Source organism: Saccharopolyspora terrae (assembly GCF_004348435.1).
Lineage (GTDB): Bacteria > Actinomycetota > Actinomycetes > Mycobacteriales > Pseudonocardiaceae > Saccharopolyspora > Saccharopolyspora endophytica.
Genome location: NZ_SMKS01000042.1, coordinates 1 through 16,309, shown reverse-complemented (window position 1 = coordinate 16,309; position 16,309 = coordinate 1). Strand labels below are relative to the sequence as shown.

Sequence of the window (16,309 nt, the reverse complement as noted above, 5' to 3'; positions counted from 1 at the left end):
GGGTGGGCCCCGATCTCTCGGCCTCGCGTCAGAGGGTTCCGCTGTGCCCCTGCTGCCCTGGCCCGGGCTGGCCGGGCTGCCCCGGAGCGGGCATCTGCTGCGTGGGCTGGTCCCCGGCGACGTTGCCCTTGCCGCCGAACTGCGACTCGGCGTTGTCCAGCCACCGGCTCCAGCGGTGCTGCATCGGCTGGATGAGGCCACCGCCGACACCGACGATGACCACGCCCGCGGCCGCGGCCAGCACGGCGACCAGCACCGGGGTGGTCACGGTGACCGCGATCCCGATCTGGTTGAGCGCCGAGATGATGCCCAGCGCCAGGATGAAGCCGAAGGCGATCTTGCCGAGCATCGGGCCGAACGAGCGGTTGCCCAGCGAGCTGGTGATCAGGTCACCGACCGCGCGACCGATCGCACCGGCCACCAGGACCAGGACGACGGCGACGACGATCCGCGGCAGGAACAGCACGACCTGGTCGATGAGGTCCTTCACCGCGTTCGGGCCGAACGCGCTCAGCGCCAGCTGCAGGAAGATCAGCAGGATGAAGTAGTAGATCAGCTTGACGAGGATTCCGCCGATGTCGATTCCCGAACCCGACGTCATGTCGTTCAAGCCGGACTTCGCCAGGAGTTTGTTGAATCCCAGCTTGGTGAACGCCATCTGAACAGCCTTGGAGACGGCCTTGGCGATGAGCCAGCCGACCAGCAGGATGATCAGGAAGACGACGAGTTTCGGCACGAACGTGGCGACCGCGGACCACGCCGCGGACAATCCTTGCTGGAGAGCTCCCATAGTCCTTGCTCCTCGGTGAAACCGGAAAATCATTGGCGAATTCGCGTCTCGGAAATCGTTCTCGAACATCAACTCCGCGGCAACTCCGACAGGCTCCACGTTCGGACGACTTTGTCGCTCTTTCGAATGAATTGTTTGACCAATTCAATTACGCCATGAATACGAATTCCAGCCGGGTGAGGCTGCTCGCTTCCGCGCGCTCCCCGCGAACGCGCTGATCTCGGACATGCGATTCTGTCGGCATGAGTACCGAAGACGCTGGTGAGCGGGACACCGGTACACAAGATCAAGTGTGTGCGGCGACGCTGCACCGGCTCGAGCGCGCTTCCGGCGGGCTCGCCGGCGCCAGCATCACCGCGATGGAGCAACGACTCCCCTGGTTCCAGCGGCTTCCGGCCGACCAGCGGGCGAGCGTTCAGCTGGTGACCCAGACCGGGGTCTCCAACTTCGTCTCCTGGATGCAGGACCCCAGCCAGTCCATCCGGCTGACCGCCGAGGCGTTCCGCAACGCGCCCCGCGACCTCTCCCGCTGGGTCAGCCTCCGCCAGACGCTGGAACTGGTCCGCGTCGCCATCGACGTCTTCGAGCAGCAGCTGCCGGAGCTCGCCGAGAAGGAGCACGAGCGGTTCGTGCTGCTGGAGGCGATCCTGCGCTACACCCGCGAGATCGCCTTCGCCGCCGCCACCTCCTACGCCGCCGCGGCCGAGGCGCGCGGCGCGTGGGACGCGCGGCTCGAAGCTCTGGTCGTCGACGGCATCGTGCGCGGCGACGCCGAGGAGTCACTGCTGTCCCGGGCCGCCGCGCTGGGCTGGGACCCCGCTTCCGAGGCCACCGTGCTCGTCGGCAACGCCCCCTCCGACGACCCGCCGACCGTCGTCTACCAGGTGCGCAGCCGGGCCGCCCGGGTCGGCTGCCCGGTCCTGCTGGGCGTGCAGGGGACGCGGCTCGTGGTCGTCTTCGGCGGCACCGGCGACGGTCGCGACAACGAGCAGATCGCCCACGGGCTGACCGAGGCGTTCGGCGAGGGCCCTGTGGTGGCGGGCCCGAGCATGCCGAGCCTGGCCGACGCGCACCGCTCCGCCTCCGACGCGATGTCGGCCCTGCGATCGGTGGTGGCCTGGCCGACCGCGCCCCGACCGGTTCCCTCCGTTGACCTGCTGCCCGAGCGCGCGCTGGCCGGTGACCCCGAAGCCGAGCGCCAGCTGGTCGAGCGCATCGTGCTTCCGCTGGTCGACGCGGGCGGCGCGCTGATGGAGACCGTCGACACCTACCTGGAGGTCGGCGGCGTGCTGGAGAACTGCGCCCGCCAGCTCTACGTCCACCCCAACACCGTCCGATATCGACTCCGCCGCGTCGCCGAGCTGACCGGGCGCACGCCGTCCAACGCCCGCGACGCCCACGTGCTGCGGGTCGGGCTCGCGGTCGGCCGGCTCGCCAAGGCCCGAGGGCTGTGGTGAGTCCGCGAACACAGGGCGAATTCGGTGGTGCGGGGTTCACCAGGCTGTCACCGACCGGACACGCCCAACAACGATTCCCCAGTTAAGGACGACCGCCCCAGGTGGTGCTTGTAGACACTCCACAACTTTGCGCGCAGGACTTAGTCCTCGTCGGCATCACCCCGATCCCGCCACCGGGTGTTCAGTAGCAAGAGTGATCGCGCTTCTCGCCCCCGGACAGGGGTCTCAGGCCCCAGGGATGTTCAACCCGTGGTTGGAGCTCGACGGCGTCGAGGACCGCCTCGGACGCTGGTCGGAGCTCACCGGCCTGGACCTGATCAGACTCGGCACCACCGCGGAGGCCGACGAGATCAAGGACACCTCGGTCACCCAGCCGCTGGTCGTGGCGCTGGCGCTGATCGCAGCCGAAGAACTGCGCCGCCGCTTCGAGGTGCCCGCCGACACGCCGGTCGCCGGCCACTCTGTCGGCGAGCTCGCCGCAGCGGCCGTCGCAGGAGCGCTCAGCGCGGACGACGCCGTGGCGCTGGCAGCGGTGCGCGGCCGGGAGATGGCCGCCGCCTGCGCGCTGGAGCCGACCGGCATGGCCGCGGTGCTCGGCGGTGACGAGCAGATCGTGCTGGAGACGCTGGAGCGCCTCGGCCTGGACCCGGCCAACCGCAACGGCGGTGGTCAGATCGTCGCCGCGGGCAAGACCGGTGCGCTGGAGCAGCTGGCCGCCGAGCCGCCGGAAGGCGCTCGGGTCCGCCCGCTGCCGGTCGCCGGCGCGTTCCACACCCGCTTCATGGTGTCCGCCCGCGAAACCCTGGCCAAGCACGCCGAGAGCGTCGAAGCCACCGACGCGGTGCTGCCGCTGCTGTCCAACGCGGACGGCTCGGTGGTCTCCTCCGCCGACGACATCCTGAACCGCCTGGTCAACCAGGTGACCAGTCCGGTGCGCTGGGACAGCTGCATGACCGCGCTCGGCGAGCGCGGTGTGGACGCCGTCGTGGAGTTCCCGCCGGCCGGTGCGCTGACCGGCATGGTGCGTCGCGCGCTCAAGGGCGTCCAGACCATCGCCCTCAAGACCCCTGCCGACCTCGACAAGGTCGCCGACCAGCTCGGGAGCGCCGCGTGAGCCTGCCCCACATCGCATCGAAGCCCGCCGTCGCGGGAACCAAGCTGCTGGGCTTCGGCAGCACCCAGGGCAACCGGATCGTCACCAACGACGACCTGGCCAAGCTGGTGGACACCAACGACGAGTGGATCCGCCAGCGGGTGGGCATCATCCACCGCCGCATGGGCGACGAGCACCAGACGGTGGTCAACATGGCCGTCGAGTCCGGCGCCAAGGCGATCGCCGACGCGGGCCTGACGCCGTCCGATGTGGACCAGGTCATCGTGGCCACCTGCACGATGCCGGGCGGGATCCCCAACGCCGCGGCCCAGGTCGCCGACCAGATCGGCATCAAGGCCAAGAGCGCCTACGACCTCAACGCCGCCTGCGCCGGTTTCGTCTACGCCCTCAACACCGCCTCCGACGCGGTGCGCGCCGGTTCCGCCCGCAACGTGCTGGTGATCGGTTCCGAGCGCTTCCAGGAGTGGATGGACTGGACGGACCGCTCCAACCTCATCATCTTCGCCGACGGTGCCGGTGCGACCGTGGTCGGCGCGTCCGACGAGCCGCAGCTCGGCCCGGGTGTGCTCGGCAGCGCCGGCGACCTGGTCGACACCATCTACCTGCGCGAGAACAAGTACATCCACCAGGAGGGCCAGTCGGTCTTCCGGTGGGCGACCACGCAGATCGCGCCGGTGGCCATCGAGGCCGTCGAGGCGGCCGGGTTGCAGCTCTCCGACATCGACGTGCTGGTGCCGCACCAGGCGAACCTGCGCATCGTCGAGGCCATCGGGAAGAAGTTGCAGAGCAAGGGTGCCCGCGATGACCTCGTCGTCGCGCGTGACATCGTCTACTCCGGCAACACGTCGTCGGCGTCGATCCCGCTCGCCATCGATCACATGCGGGCTGCCGGGGAGATCCCCAGCGGCGCCGTGATGCTCCTCGTGGGCTTCGGTGCCGGGCTGTCCTACGCCGCCCAGGTCGCCATCTGCCCCTGATATCGCGCCACAACCGGAAAAGCCACCGCGGGTGACGCAACCCGGCGGTAGGAACGTAAGAACCAGGAAGGAAGAACCAGTGTCGAACGAAGAATTCACCAAGGGTCTCGCCACCATCGTCGAGGAGGTCGCGGGTGTCGACGCGGCCGACGTGACCATCGACAAGTCCTTCGTCGACGACCTGGACATCGACTCGCTGTCCATGGTGGAGATCGCCGTGCAGGCCGAGGACAAGTTCGGCGTCAAGATCCCGGACGACGAGCTGGCCAACCTCAAGACCGTCGGTGATGCGGTGGACTACATCGCCAAGAACGCATGACCACCGAAGTCGTCATCACCGGGCTGGGCGCGACGACACCGCTGGGCGGTGACGTCGCGTCCACTTGGGACGGGTTGCTCAACGGCGCCAGCGGCATCCGCCGCATGGAGGCCGAATGGCTCGACACCTACGAGCTGCCCGCCAAGATCGGAGCCCCGCTGGCGGTCGATCCGAGCGAGGTGCTGCCCCGCGTGCAGCTCCGCCGGATGGACCGCTGCGAAGCCATCGCGGTCATCGCGGCCCGCGAGGCGTGGGCGGATGCCGGCTTCGAGATGCCCACGGACGAGTCCGAACCGGTCGACCCCGATCGGCTCGGCGTGGCGCTGGGCACCGGCATCGGCGGCCCGCTGACCCTGCTCCAGCAGGACGACCAGCTGGAAGCGGGTGGCCTGCGCAAGGTCTCGCCGCTGACCGTGCCGATGCTGATGCCCAACGGCCCGGCCGCCATGGTCAGCCTGGAGCTGCGCGCCCGCGCCGGCGTCCACTCCCCGGCTTCGGCGTGCGCGTCCGGCGCCGAGGGACTGGCCAAGGCCGCGGAGATGATCCGGTACGGCCACGCCGACGTGGTGGTGGCCGGTGGTGCGGAGTCCTGCATCCACCCGATCACCATCGCCGGTTTCGCCCAGGCCCGGACCCTCAGCACCCGCAACGACGAGCCGGAGCGCGCCTCCCGCCCGTTCGACGTGGACCGCGACGGGTTCGTCATGGGCGAAGGTGCCGGTGTGGTGATCCTGGAGAGCGCCGAGCACGCCAAGGCGCGCGGTGCCCGGATCTACGGCCGGTTGGCCGGATCCGGCATCACCTCCGACGCGTACCACATCACCGGTAGCCACCCGGACGGTCTGGGACAGGTCGCGGCGATGCGCAAGGCGCTGGCCGCAGCTGACATGCAGCCCTCCGACATCGGGCACGTCAACGCGCACGCCACCTCCACGGTGGTCGGCGACGTGGGCGAGGCGAACTCGGTGCGCAAGGCCATCGGGGACGGTGCGGTGGTGACCGCGCCGAAGGGTTCGCTCGGGCACCTGGTCGGCGGGGCCGGTGCGGTGGAGAGCATCGTCACGATCCTCTCGCTGCACCACGGCGTCATCCCGGCGACGCAGAACCTCGAGAACCTCGACCCGAAGGTGGAGCTGGACGTGGTGGCCGACAAGCCGCGCCACGTCGAGCAGACCGCCGCCATCAACAACGCCTTCGGCTTCGGCGGGCACAACGTCGCGCTGGCCTTCGCCAAGGCATGATCGCGGTCCGCGGGGACGGGTGACATTCCCGTCCCCGCCACGGCCCGCTTCCTCCCGCTCCGGTGAAGACCGCCCGGAACCGCGCATCGCAGGTCTCCGCGCGACGGCGTCGCGATGCGCAAGGCCCGCAGATCCCGTGACCAGAACTCCCCTCGTGCCGGCGCGTCGGCGCCTGCGTCACCCGCAGGGGACGACGATGGCGCTGTTGGGCAGCTTGCTGATGTCGAGGACGGCGTTGCCGTCCTCGTCGACGACGACCGGGTAGACGACGTCCCACTGCACGCAGCTCGCCTTGGCCTGCGGCGGCGCGTCAGCGATGTCCTGGTTGCTCTTGAAGCTCAGCATGACCAGCGCGGAGCGGTCCTGGCCGGGATCGATGCGGTGCACCTTGATGTCGAAGTCCGTGGTGGTGCCGTAGTCGTCGTGGAACTTGCTCAGGGGCAGCTCTCGCCACTTGCTGGGCGGGACCGTGGACTTCCACAGCTCGTAGTTCCTGCGGTTGATGCCGTCGAAGTAGTTGTCCAGCAGTCCCTCGATGATCCGCTGGTCCGGGTACGCGGCGGCGTCAGGCGAGTACTCGACGCCGGAGCGCGACACCTTCTGCTGCGCGGCGACGCCCGACGGTGCGGACTCCACGTCCGGAGACGACTCGCGCTCGCCGTAGTAGACCTGCTGGGCCAGCAGGACCCCACCGCCGCCCGCCGCGAGCAGCACGACGACGGCGAGCGGAATCCCCCATTTCAGCCAAGAACGCACCTGCTCAGCTTCGCACAACCCGATCAGCCGGGTGAGAGCTTCCCCGCGATCTGCCGGAAATCAGCCGACGCGGTGCAGGACCGTGACCGGTGCGCCGTCGCCCGCGCGGCGGAACGGTTCCAGGGCGTCGTCCCACTCCGCGCCGAGCAGCTGCCCGACTCGGTGCGAGAAGGCCTCCGGGCCCTTGGCATTCGCCGCGAGCGTGCGGAGTTGATCTTCGCTCACGACGATGTCACCATTGGCGCTGGTGCAGGCACGCCACAGGCCGAGTCCGGGCGCGTGGCAGAACCGCTGCCCGTCGACCCCATGGCTGGGGTCCTCGGTGATCTCGAAGCGCAACATGGGCCACGCGCGCAGCGCGGTCACCAGGCGTGCTCCAGTACCCGGCTCGCCCGTCCAGGTGCACTCCGCGCGGAGTTGTCCTGGGGCTGCCGGTTGCGCCGTCCAGCGGAGTTCCGTCCGAGTGCCGAGTGCGCCGGAAATCGCCCACTCGACGTGCGGGCAGACCGCAGACGGCGACGAGTGGATGTAGACCACACCGCAGGTGAGGCCACTGTCGCTGCCACGGGTGCTCACTGCTGACCTCCGCTATTCGACGAGGGACGTCTTCCCCTACGACCTCGCGAACCCGACGATCACCAGCTGCGACGCCATTCTGCATCGCCGGTGGAGATCTCCGCCACCGCGAGATCGTCAACCGTCCATCTGCGACGAAGCCCGGTACCAGCCGAGACCAGTCGGCCCCCGGTGACGGTGATTCACTGAAATCGCTGATCCCAGCGCCGCACCGGACGATCGACGTCCCTCGGACGCACCAACGCCTCCTCGGCGGAGGAGTGGCAATTACCACTCGAACGGGTTAATGCGCAATCCGAGGGACGTGACCTGGCGGCCCCCGCTACCGTCTTTCGGGTCGGTCCGAAAGGACCCGGCACACCGGAACTCTCGAGGAGGCCTGATGCACCTGGTGCGGCTCGGAGCGGAACCGACCGAGGTCGGCGCCGACATCCGGGCGGCCATCGCCGCGTGGGGCGCCGGCCGTTCGGTGCTCGGCGGTGTCACCGTGTTCGGCTGCCGCCCTCCGGGCAGCCCTCGCCCGCTGGACGCGGTGATCGTGCTGCCGCGCGGGGTGATCGTGGTGCTGGGTGTGGACCTGCCGGAACCGGCCCTGAAGCTCGACGCCCCCGTCGGCACGCCGTGGACGGTGGACGGCTGGCCGCTGGTGCGCACCGAGGGCAAGGTCAACCCGGCGCAGGAAGGGCTGGAATCGGCTGCCGCGCTGGCCCGCAGCCTGCAGACCCGCGGGCTCGAACCGCTGCCGGTGGCGGCGGTCGTCGCGGTCGGGCCCTACGTCGGGCAGGTCATGCAGCCGACGACCGACCTGCACCGCGGCGTCCGGGTGGTCTCGCCGAACACGACCTCCGTCCTGTCCGCGGCGCGGGAGCTGGCGACCTACGAGAGCCCGTGCGGCGCGGTGCCCGCGCTGGGGCTGCTCCGGGTGCTGGGAGCTGAAGCGACCGGAGAAACCCTGGTCGAGGAGGGTTTTCCGGCCTCGCCGGAGGTCGACCTCTCCAGCATCGACACGATGCTCATCCCGAAGTACTCCGAGGACCGGCCCTCCGACCGCGAGCGCGAGCGCGAGGCCGCGAAGGCCCGGACGTTCCCGCGCGGCAAGCTGATCGCCGCCGTGGCGGCGGTGGCCGTGGTGTGCGCGCTGCTCGGGGTCATGACGCTGGGATCGCCCTCGGCGAGCCCGCCCGAACTGGCGGTGCAACGGGTCGACGGCGTGGAGTTCACGCAGCACGCGATCGACCAGGGCAAGGCCTGCGGACCGAACGCCTACGGCGACGTGCAGCGCTGGTTCCAGCAGCAGTCGTGCCGGAGCCTGCGGCGCGGCGTCTTCGAGGCGCACCTGGGCACCTCGTCGGTGGCGGTGTCGATCGCGGCCGTGGACCTGGCGGACCCGAAGTCGGCGACCGAGCTGCGGACGCTGCTGGAGTCGGCGGGAACGGGCGGCATCAGCGACCTCGTCGCGCAGGGCCGGAGCTGGCCCGGGGCACCGCGGGACTTCGGCGACGCGGCGCAGTCGGTGCAGCAGAGCGGAAGTCAGGTCCGGGTCGTGCAGGCCGTGTGGTCGCAACAGCCCTCCAACCCCGACGACCTCGAACTGCGCGCGATGGCCGAACGAGGTCTGCGGCTCGACGTCTAGGTGCTGTTTAAGAATGCGGCGCAAGCCGCTGTTTCAGGTGTGGGACTCAGCCGGCACCGCCGCGGGTTCTGATCGGCTTCGTGGCGAGTACGCCGGGACGCCGTGTATTGGCATACATCAGGAGCGGCGCACGGAGTCCACGGAGCCGATCAGGTTCCGCTACCCGCACCGCCAAGCAAAGCAATTCATAAACACTCCCTAGGAGCGCTCCCGGTCGTGGACGGGCGCTTCTTCGCGCCGCTGCGCGGGAATCGGGCGCGGCCCCTTGGTGAGGTAGGGGTTTCCGAGCCTGGCCAGGAACAACGTGGGCGCGAACAGCGGCACCACCGCCGACAGCGCGGCGGCCGTGACTCCTGCTCGCACGACGTCGTTCGGGAACAAGGTGGTGCGGTCCAGGAAGCGGCGGGAGATCTGCGCGGTGATCCACAGCAGCACCACGAACCCGACCATGCTCGCCACCGCGACCAGCATCGCGGGCCGGTAACCGAGCCGCTCGGCGCCCAGCATCACCGCGACCCAGCCGAGCAGGGCCGGGAGCTGCCCACGCTCGGTGGTGGCCGCCCACAGCAGTCCGCCGAAGATCGCGAGTCCGCCGCCGCTGTGCTGCCAGGTCTCGGCGACGCGCTCCGCCCAACCGCCGCCGGTCACACCGACGCGCGCGGCGAGCTCTCCGAGCACGCCCAGCGCGCTCGGTCCGTGCGCGGGTGCGATGAACTGCCCGACGATCCACGCCAACGCCCACAGCGACACGCAGCACGCCACGAACTGCTGCCACCGAGGCCGGTCCAGAGCCACGAGCACCAACCGCCGCAATCCCCGCACAACCACCCCAACCTCTCGGCCGATCTTCCGAGGATGAGTCACCCCCTCCTCCCGGACCAGCACATCGCCGATGTCTCGCCCGCTTGGGTGAAGCACAGGGATGACGCGTCGGTCAGAAAGTCGCGGGAAGAGCGGTGCAGGGCCCGGATGCCGCGCAGGGCAACGGGATCTGCAGGACGTCGGTGCCGTCGACCAACCACTGGGCCCGGCCCGGGACGGAGACCAGGACCCGGCCCTGGGGGTCGGCGGAGAGGCCGAGGTGCGCCGGGTCGAGCGGCGGGGTCGCGAACGGCACGCCCGCGGCCAGCTTCCGGCCGGTGTCGGCGGCGTAGGTGGCGATCCGGGCACGGCCCGGAGCAGTGCAGTCGGCGGGTTCGAGGGCGGCGATGTCCGAGCCGGATCCGGCGATGGCCAGCGGCCCGCACGGGCCCGTCGGGGCCGCGCGACTCGCGTCGACGGTGGTCGGATCCGGGTCGGTGATGAGGAGTTCGGCCGGTCCGCCGCGTTCGGCGAGCAGCGCCAGCCGTCCGTCGCCGGACAGCGCGAGGTCGAGCACGCGCAGCCCGGGGGTCGGGAGGTCCCGGCGGTCGCCGCCGATCCACAGCACGATCCGGTCGCCGTCGGCGTAGGCGACCCGGCCGCCCGCGGCGGTCAGCGCACGAGCGTCCCCGGCGCCGGCGAGGTCCCGCTGGGCGCCGCCGGTGGCCACCTCCACGACCCGATGACCGTCCGGTGTGGACACGAGCGCGAACACCCGGCCCTGGTCCTCCGCCAGATCGGTCACCTCGCCACCGGACACCTGGGCGACCTCGCCCTGCCTGCGCCCGGACGCCACGTCAAACGACGCGATCGCCCCGGCTCCCACGGCGGCGACGTAGTTGCCCGGCCGCACGCTCACCGGCTGCGGGTCCGGCGCCTGGAAACCCAGTGCCACGCCGAGGAAGACGGCCGCCACGGCGGCTGCGGCGACCACCAGGAACGTCGGTCTGCGGTGCGGCGCGCGCCTGCGCCGGGCGGCGGCGAGCAGTCGTGGCAACGAATCCGGCGCCGGTTCGACATCGGCGACGGCCCGGTGCATCCGGGCGCGCACCAGCTCGGTGTCGCGATCGAGTTCGTTCACACCCGCTCCCCCAGCAACTCCGACAGCCTGGCCACCCCGCGCGAGCAGTAGGACTTCACCGACCCCTGGCTGCATCCCATCACCTCGGCGGTGCGGAGTTCGCTCAGGTCGGCGTAGTAGCGCAGCACGATGGCCTCCCGCTGCCGCCGCGGCAGGCGCGCGAGAGCCTGGGCGAGCACGGCGCGGTCGAGTCCGCGCCCGGTGTCGTCGGGGTGGCTGTCGGCCACGGCCAGCTTCGGCAGGTACTTGCGGGCGACCAGCCGTCTGCGCAACGTCGATCTCGCCCGGTTGAGCACCGCCTGCCGCAGGAAGGCCAGCGCCTTGTCGGGATCGCGCAGCCTGGTCCGCGAGTCGAAGACCCGCAGGTAGGCGTCCTGCACGATGTCCTCGGCGGAGGCTCGGTCGTCCACCAGCAGCACCGCGATCCGCAGCAGTTGCGCGTAGTGCTCCTGGTAGAGGTCGGTCAGCTTGTTCGTCAGCTCGTCCATTGCCGCCGACCCGTCACCCGGCCGGACGGTCACAGGCATTGCGATCGACACCGTCACATCTGTGCACGACGCCCGGGACCCCCTTCTGGGTTGTGGCCGGAATCCGGTCGTTACCGAATCGGCTGTGATCAACGGCGGCGACTCTACCGACGCGGCGCGCTGTTGATCAGTCCATCCGGCGACTTCACGCCAGTGGACCAAGATCGAGCCGCGGGAGCGGAAGCCGACATGCCGGTTGCCCGGCCGACGTCACCCGAGCAGGCCGCCCACCCCTTCACATCCTGATTACTCTCGCGCAACGGGCTGGACATTCCAGACGCGCGAGCCGATGCTCTAGAACTGCTGTGCAACCGCATCTCGCGCAGCAGGATTGGAGTCCGAGACGGTGGCTACGACAACGGCCCCGAGCGGTGGATCGGCTCGGAAACGCAGAATGAGTCCCAAGGAAATCATCATCTGGGTGCTGGTCGCGTTGGTCGGCGCGGTCAGCTGGGGTGTGATCGCGCTGGTGCGCGGTGAGGAGATCTCGGCCGCCTGGCTGGTCTTCGCGGCCCTGGCGTCCTATGCCATCGCGTACCGGTTCTACGCCCGGTTCATCACCAACCGGGTCCTCAAGACCGACGACGAGCGGGCGACCCCGGCCGAGCGGCTCAACAACGGAGCCGACTTCCACCCGACCGACCGGCGGGTGCTGTTCGGCCACCACTTCGCCGCGATCGCGGGCGCCGGCCCGCTGGTGGGTCCGGTGCTGGCCGCGCAGATGGGTTACCTGCCCGGCACGATCTGGATCATCATCGGCGTCATCTTCGCCGGTGCCGTGCAGGACATGGTGGTGCTGTTCTTCTCCACCCGCCGCAACGGCCGCAGCCTCGGCCAGATGGCCCGCGAGGAGATCGGCCCGGTGGGCGGTGTGGCGGCGCTGATCGCCGTGCTCGCGATCATGATCATCCTGCTGGCCGTGCTGGCGCTGGTCGTGGTGGGTGCGCTCAAGGGTTCGCCGTGGGGCGCGTTCTCGATCGGCATGACGATCCCGATCGCCCTGTTCATGGGCTTCTACCTGCGATACCTGCGGCCCGGCAAGATCGTCGAGGTGTCGGCGATCGGCATCGCGCTGCTGCTGCTGAGCATCGCGGGCGGCAGCTGGGTCGCCGAGTCCGGCATGGCGGAGTTCTTCACGCTCACCGGCAACGAGGTGACCTTCGCGCTGATCATCTACGGCTTCGTCGCCTCGGTGCTGCCGGTGTGGATGCTGCTGGCTCCGCGCGACTACCTGAGCACCTTCATGAAGGTCGGCGTGATCGTGCTGCTGGCGGTGTCGATCCTGGTCGCGATGCCGGGGATGAAGACCGCGGCGGTCACCGACTTCGCGCTCAACGGCGAGGGCCCGGTGTTCTCCGGTGCGCTGTTCCCGTTCGTGTTCATCACGATCGCCTGCGGTGCGCTGTCCGGGTTCCACGCGCTGATCTCCTCGGGCACCACGCCGAAGATGATCGAGAAGGAATCGCAGATCCGGGTCATCGGCTACGGCGGCATGCTCACCGAGTCTTTCGTGGCGATCATGGCGCTGGCAGCGGCCTGCATCATCGACCCGGGCATCTACTTCGCGATGAACATGCCCGACAGCGCGCTCGGCGACACCGTGCAGTCGGCGTCGCAGGCAGTGGCGGGCATCGGCTTCCACGTCACCCCGGAGCAGCTGTCGGCTGCCGCGGCGGCGGTCGAGGAGGAGACGCTGGTGGGCCGCAGCGGCGGCGCACCGACCCTGGCGCTGGGCCTGTCCGAGGTGTTCTCGCAGGTCATGGGCGGGGACGCGATGAAGGCGTTCTGGTACCACTTCGCGGTGATGTTCGAGGCGCTGTTCATCCTGACCACTGTGGACGCCGGCACCCGAGTGGGCCGGTTCATGCTGCAGGACACGGTCGGCAACGTCTGGAAGCGCTTCGGCGACGTCAGCTGGAAGCCGGGCAACTGGCTGGCCAGCGCGGTCATCGTCGGCGCGTGGGGCTACTTCCTGTGGGCCGGCGTGAACGACCCGCTGGGCGGCATCAACCAGCTGTTCCCGCTGTTCGGCATCGCCAACCAGCTGCTGGCGGCGGTGGCGCTCGCGGTGGCCACGACGCTGCTGATCAAGGCGGGCAAGGCCAAGTACGCCTGGGTGACGCTGATCCCGCTGGCCTGGGACGCGGCGGTGACGCTGACGGCGAGCTGGCAGAAGATCTTCTCCTCCGACGCCAAGATCGGGTTCTTCGCCCAGCGCGCGTCCTACCAGGCCGCGCTCGACGCCGGGCAGACCAGCAAGGGCACGGCCGACACCGTCGAGGAGATGCAGAAGGTGGTGGTCAACTCCACTGTGGACGGCGTGCTGAGCGTGCTGTTCGCGGTGCTGATCATCATCGTGCTGGTGGACGCGGTCCGCGTCTGGATCAAGGCGCTGCGCACCACCGAACCGCTGCCCAGCACCGAGGCCGAGTACGTGAAGTCGGAGCTGTGGGCGCCCTCCGGCCTCATCCCCACGGCCGAGGAACGCCAGAAGCAGAAGGAGCTCGCCTCCTCCGGGAGTGGCGGGAGTTGAGCGGCACGACGCTGACCAGGCTGCGCGGATCCGTCCGCGCGGCCTGGCAGATCGTGCGCGGTGTCGTGGGCGAGACGGCCTACGAGACCTACCTGGAGCACCACCGCGCCCACCACGGCTCCGAGCAGCCGATGACCGAGCGCGAGTTCTGGCGAGCTCACATCGACCGCAAGGAGATCGACCCCGGATCGCGCTGCTGCTGATCCGAAGACCACGAGGGCGGGAGTTCCACCGGGAACTCCCGCCCTCCGTCGTTCGCGGGGACATTCCTGGGCAGCGGGTTTCCGCTCAGCGGTAGCGAGGCATCCTCAGGGGCGGTCGCGGATCGGACAGTGATGCTTGTCCGTGGTCCCCGAAGAAGTGAGGCCCCACCTTGCGCACCCAGGTCGCGATCGTCGGCGGTGGTCCCGCCGGTCTGCTGCTGTCCCACCTGCTGCACCTGCAGGGCATCGACTCGGTCGTGCTGGAGCGGCGGAGCCAGGAGTACGTCCAGCAGCGGGTCCGGGCGGGCGTGCTGGAGCAGGGCACGGTCGACCTGCTGCGGGAGGTCGGCGTGGGCGAGCGGATGCTGCGCGAGGGCGACCGGCACGAGGGCGTGCACATGCAGTTCGACGACGAGCGGCTGCACATCCCGTTCACCGAGCTCACCGGTCGCGCGATCACCGTCTACGGCCAGCAGGAGGTCGTCAAGGACCTCAACGAGCGGAGGCGGGCCGACGGCGGCCAGGTGCTGTTCGAGGTCGACGACGTCGCGGTGCACGACGTGACCACCGAGAGCCCGAGCGTGACCTTCACCCACGACGGCCGCGCGCACGTGCTGCAGGCGGACTTCGTCGCCGGCTGCGACGGCTTCCACGGCGTGTGCCGGGACGTCATCCCGCCGGACGTGCGCCGCGTCTACGAGCGCGTCTACCCGTTCGGCTGGCTGGGCATCCTCGCCGAGGTCGCACCCTCCACCGACGAGCTGATCTACGCCAACCACGAGAGCGGGTTCGCGCTGCACAGCATGCGTTCTGCCAGCATCAGCCGCTTCTACCTGCAGTGCGAGCCGGACGAGACGCTGGCGAACTGGTCCGACGCGCGCATCTGGGGCGAGCTGCACGCGCGCCTGGCCGCTCCGGGCTGGAAGCTGCAGGAGGGGCCGATCATCGACCGGTCGGTCACCGCGATGCGCAGCTTCGTGGCCGAGCCGCTGCGTCACGGCAGGCTCTTCCTCGCGGGCGATTCGGCGCACATCGTGCCGCCGACCGGCGCGAAGGGCCTCAACCTGGCGGTGGCCGACGTGGACCGGCTCGCGGAGGCGCTCGTCGACCACTACCGCACGGGCAGCGACGCCGGGCTGGACGAGTACTCGGCGAAGTGCCTGGAGCGGGTGTGGCGGGTGCAGCACTTCTCGTGGTGGATGACGTCGATGACGCACCGCTTCGAGGGGCCGGACCAGGACTTCGAGCGCCGCCTGCAGCGCTCCCAGTTCGACTACCTGCGCTCCTCGAAGGCCGCGGCGACGACGCTGGCCGAGAACTACGTCGGCATGCCGCTGCGCTGAAAATCGGTTTCGCGCCCCCCGCCCGGGCGGAACAATTCGGCGAGTGGATTTCGAGACGTTTGACGCGCGCGGATACCGGACGGTCGATGTCCGGACGGGATACGGCGAGTGGGTCGCCGACTACGAGAACACCGTCGAGGACGTGATGGACCTGGCGCTGCTGGAGCGCCTGGTCGAGCCGAGGTGGTCGGCGGTGAGCAGGGCCGCCGACCTCGGTTGCGGCACCGGCCGCACCGGGCAGTGGCTGCGGGAGCACGGTGTCGAGCACATCGACGGTGTGGACGTCACCCCGGAGATGCTGGACCTGGCGCGCCGCCGAGGCGCGCACGAGCGCCTGGAGGAGGCCGACGCCGCGGCCACCGGACTGCCCAGCGGCGCCTACGACCTGGTGATCTGCTCGCTGATCGACGAGCACCTGGAGGACCTGCGTCCGCTCTACGCGGAAGCGCACCGGCTGGCCGCACCCGGGGCGGCGTTCGTGCTGGTCACGTTCCACCCGCACTTCATCATGACCTCGGGCATGCCCACCCACTACACCAACGCCGAAGGCGAACCGGTCGCGATCGCCACCAACGTGCACCTGATCAGCGACCACGTCGCAGCAGGCCTCGGCGCGGGCTGGCGGCTGGCCGAGCTCCACGAGAACGTCGTCGACGACACTTGGCTCAAGATCAAGCCCAAGTGGGAGCGCTTCCGCAACCACCCCTTCTCAGCCGCCTACACCTGGCGCGAGGACTCCTAGGTGTAGTGCCTTGGGAGGTTGTGAACGGGTGACACGGGGTCGGATGATCTTGGAATGAGTGAGGACCTCCGGGTTCGGTGTGGATCACCACAATCTGCACCGATCACCAGGAGGTCCTCGTGTGTCACCGTAACGCTCCGCTGACCGAGACGGGCA

The 16,309-nt window shown here is 69.9% G+C and carries 16 protein-coding genes; 10 read left to right on the top strand and 6 right to left on the bottom strand.

The window, feature by feature from the left end; genetic code table 11:
* Window positions 1-28 precede the first annotated feature (28 nt).
* Window positions 29-790, bottom strand: coding sequence for a mechanosensitive ion channel family protein (locus tag E1181_RS21200; protein WP_165944704.1), 762 nt, complete (start codon window positions 788-790; stop codon window positions 29-31).
* A 242-nt stretch (window positions 791-1,032) separates the two neighbouring features.
* Here E1181_RS21200 and E1181_RS21195 point away from each other — a divergent pair, with 242 nt between their 5' ends.
* The 5 genes from E1181_RS21195 (at window position 1,033) to E1181_RS21175 (ending at window position 5,898) form a co-directional block, all read left to right on the top strand.
* The gene (locus E1181_RS21195; RefSeq protein ID WP_207922242.1) at window positions 1,033-2,247 is read left to right on the top strand and encodes a PucR family transcriptional regulator; all 1,215 of its coding nucleotides are present in this window, start codon (window positions 1,033-1,035) and stop codon (window positions 2,245-2,247) included.
* A 193-nt stretch (window positions 2,248-2,440) separates the two neighbouring features.
* The gene (locus tag E1181_RS21190) at window positions 2,441-3,361 is read left to right on the top strand and encodes an ACP S-malonyltransferase (protein WP_132677394.1); all 921 of its coding nucleotides are present in this window, start codon (window positions 2,441-2,443) and stop codon (window positions 3,359-3,361) included.
* Window positions 3,358-4,338: a beta-ketoacyl-ACP synthase III gene (locus tag E1181_RS21185; protein WP_132677393.1), complete on the top strand. Its 981-nt coding sequence runs from the start codon at window positions 3,358-3,360 to the stop codon at window positions 4,336-4,338. The genes E1181_RS21190 and E1181_RS21185 overlap by 4 nt, the downstream gene beginning before the upstream one ends.
* A 79-nt stretch (window positions 4,339-4,417) precedes the next feature.
* Window positions 4,418-4,657: an acyl carrier protein gene (locus E1181_RS21180; protein ID WP_132677392.1), complete on the top strand. Its 240-nt coding sequence runs from the start codon at window positions 4,418-4,420 to the stop codon at window positions 4,655-4,657.
* Window positions 4,654-5,898, top strand: a complete 1,245-nt coding sequence (locus E1181_RS21175) for a beta-ketoacyl-[acyl-carrier-protein] synthase family protein (RefSeq protein ID WP_132677391.1) — start codon at window positions 4,654-4,656, stop codon at window positions 5,896-5,898. Before E1181_RS21180 ends, E1181_RS21175 begins: the two co-directional genes overlap by 4 nt.
* 177 nt (window positions 5,899-6,075) lie before the next feature.
* Here E1181_RS21175 and E1181_RS21170 read toward each other — a convergent pair whose 3' ends face one another.
* Window positions 6,076-6,654 (bottom strand): hypothetical protein, encoded by a 579-nt coding sequence (locus tag E1181_RS21170; RefSeq protein WP_132677390.1) that lies wholly within the window; start codon window positions 6,652-6,654, stop codon window positions 6,076-6,078.
* Window positions 6,655-6,714: 60 nt separating this feature from the next.
* A complete protein-coding gene (locus E1181_RS21165) occupies window positions 6,715-7,230 on the bottom strand; it encodes a DUF3145 domain-containing protein (protein WP_132621199.1) in 516 nt (171 codons plus the stop codon).
* Between the two features lie 382 nt (window positions 7,231-7,612).
* Here E1181_RS21165 and E1181_RS21160 point away from each other — a divergent pair, with 382 nt between their 5' ends.
* Entirely contained in the window at window positions 7,613-8,863 is a 1,251-nt protein-coding gene (locus tag E1181_RS21160; protein ID WP_132677389.1) for a hypothetical protein, read from the top strand.
* A gap of 198 nt (window positions 8,864-9,061) precedes the next feature.
* Here the strand turns inward: E1181_RS21160 and E1181_RS21155 are convergent, their stop codons facing one another.
* The 3 genes from E1181_RS21155 to E1181_RS21145 all read right to left on the bottom strand — a co-directional run bounded on the left by E1181_RS21155 (window position 9,062) and on the right by E1181_RS21145 (window position 11,293).
* Window positions 9,062-9,664 (bottom strand): hypothetical protein, encoded by a 603-nt coding sequence (locus E1181_RS21155; RefSeq protein ID WP_235876929.1) that lies wholly within the window; start codon window positions 9,662-9,664, stop codon window positions 9,062-9,064.
* Between the two features lie 133 nt (window positions 9,665-9,797).
* Complete coding sequence (locus E1181_RS21150; protein WP_132677387.1) at window positions 9,798-10,805, bottom strand: TolB-like translocation protein; 1,008 nt, start codon at window positions 10,803-10,805, stop codon at window positions 9,798-9,800.
* A complete protein-coding gene (locus E1181_RS21145; protein WP_132677386.1) occupies window positions 10,802-11,293 on the bottom strand; it encodes a SigE family RNA polymerase sigma factor in 492 nt (163 codons plus the stop codon). Before E1181_RS21145 ends, E1181_RS21150 begins: the two co-directional genes overlap by 4 nt.
* Window positions 11,294-11,726: 433 nt before the next feature.
* Between E1181_RS21145 and E1181_RS21140 the strand changes: the two genes are divergently transcribed.
* From E1181_RS21140 to E1181_RS21125, 4 genes are all read left to right on the top strand, one after another.
* Window positions 11,727-13,865: a carbon starvation CstA family protein gene (locus E1181_RS21140; protein ID WP_165944703.1), complete on the top strand. Its 2,139-nt coding sequence runs from the start codon at window positions 11,727-11,729 to the stop codon at window positions 13,863-13,865.
* Window positions 13,862-14,068 carry a YbdD/YjiX family protein gene (locus E1181_RS21135; protein WP_132677385.1) on the top strand — a complete coding sequence of 69 codons (207 nt, stop codon included), beginning with the start codon at window positions 13,862-13,864 and terminating at the stop codon, window positions 14,066-14,068. Before E1181_RS21140 ends, E1181_RS21135 begins: the two co-directional genes overlap by 4 nt.
* Before the next feature lie 170 nt (window positions 14,069-14,238).
* On the top strand, window positions 14,239-15,411 hold the full coding sequence (gene pobA / locus E1181_RS21130; protein WP_132677384.1) for a 4-hydroxybenzoate 3-monooxygenase: 1,173 nt from the start codon (window positions 14,239-14,241) through the stop codon (window positions 15,409-15,411).
* Window positions 15,412-15,454: 43 nt separating this feature from the next.
* Complete coding sequence (locus tag E1181_RS21125) at window positions 15,455-16,153, top strand: class I SAM-dependent DNA methyltransferase (RefSeq protein WP_132677383.1); 699 nt, start codon at window positions 15,455-15,457, stop codon at window positions 16,151-16,153.
* The last annotated feature ends 156 nt before the right edge of the window (window positions 16,154-16,309 follow it).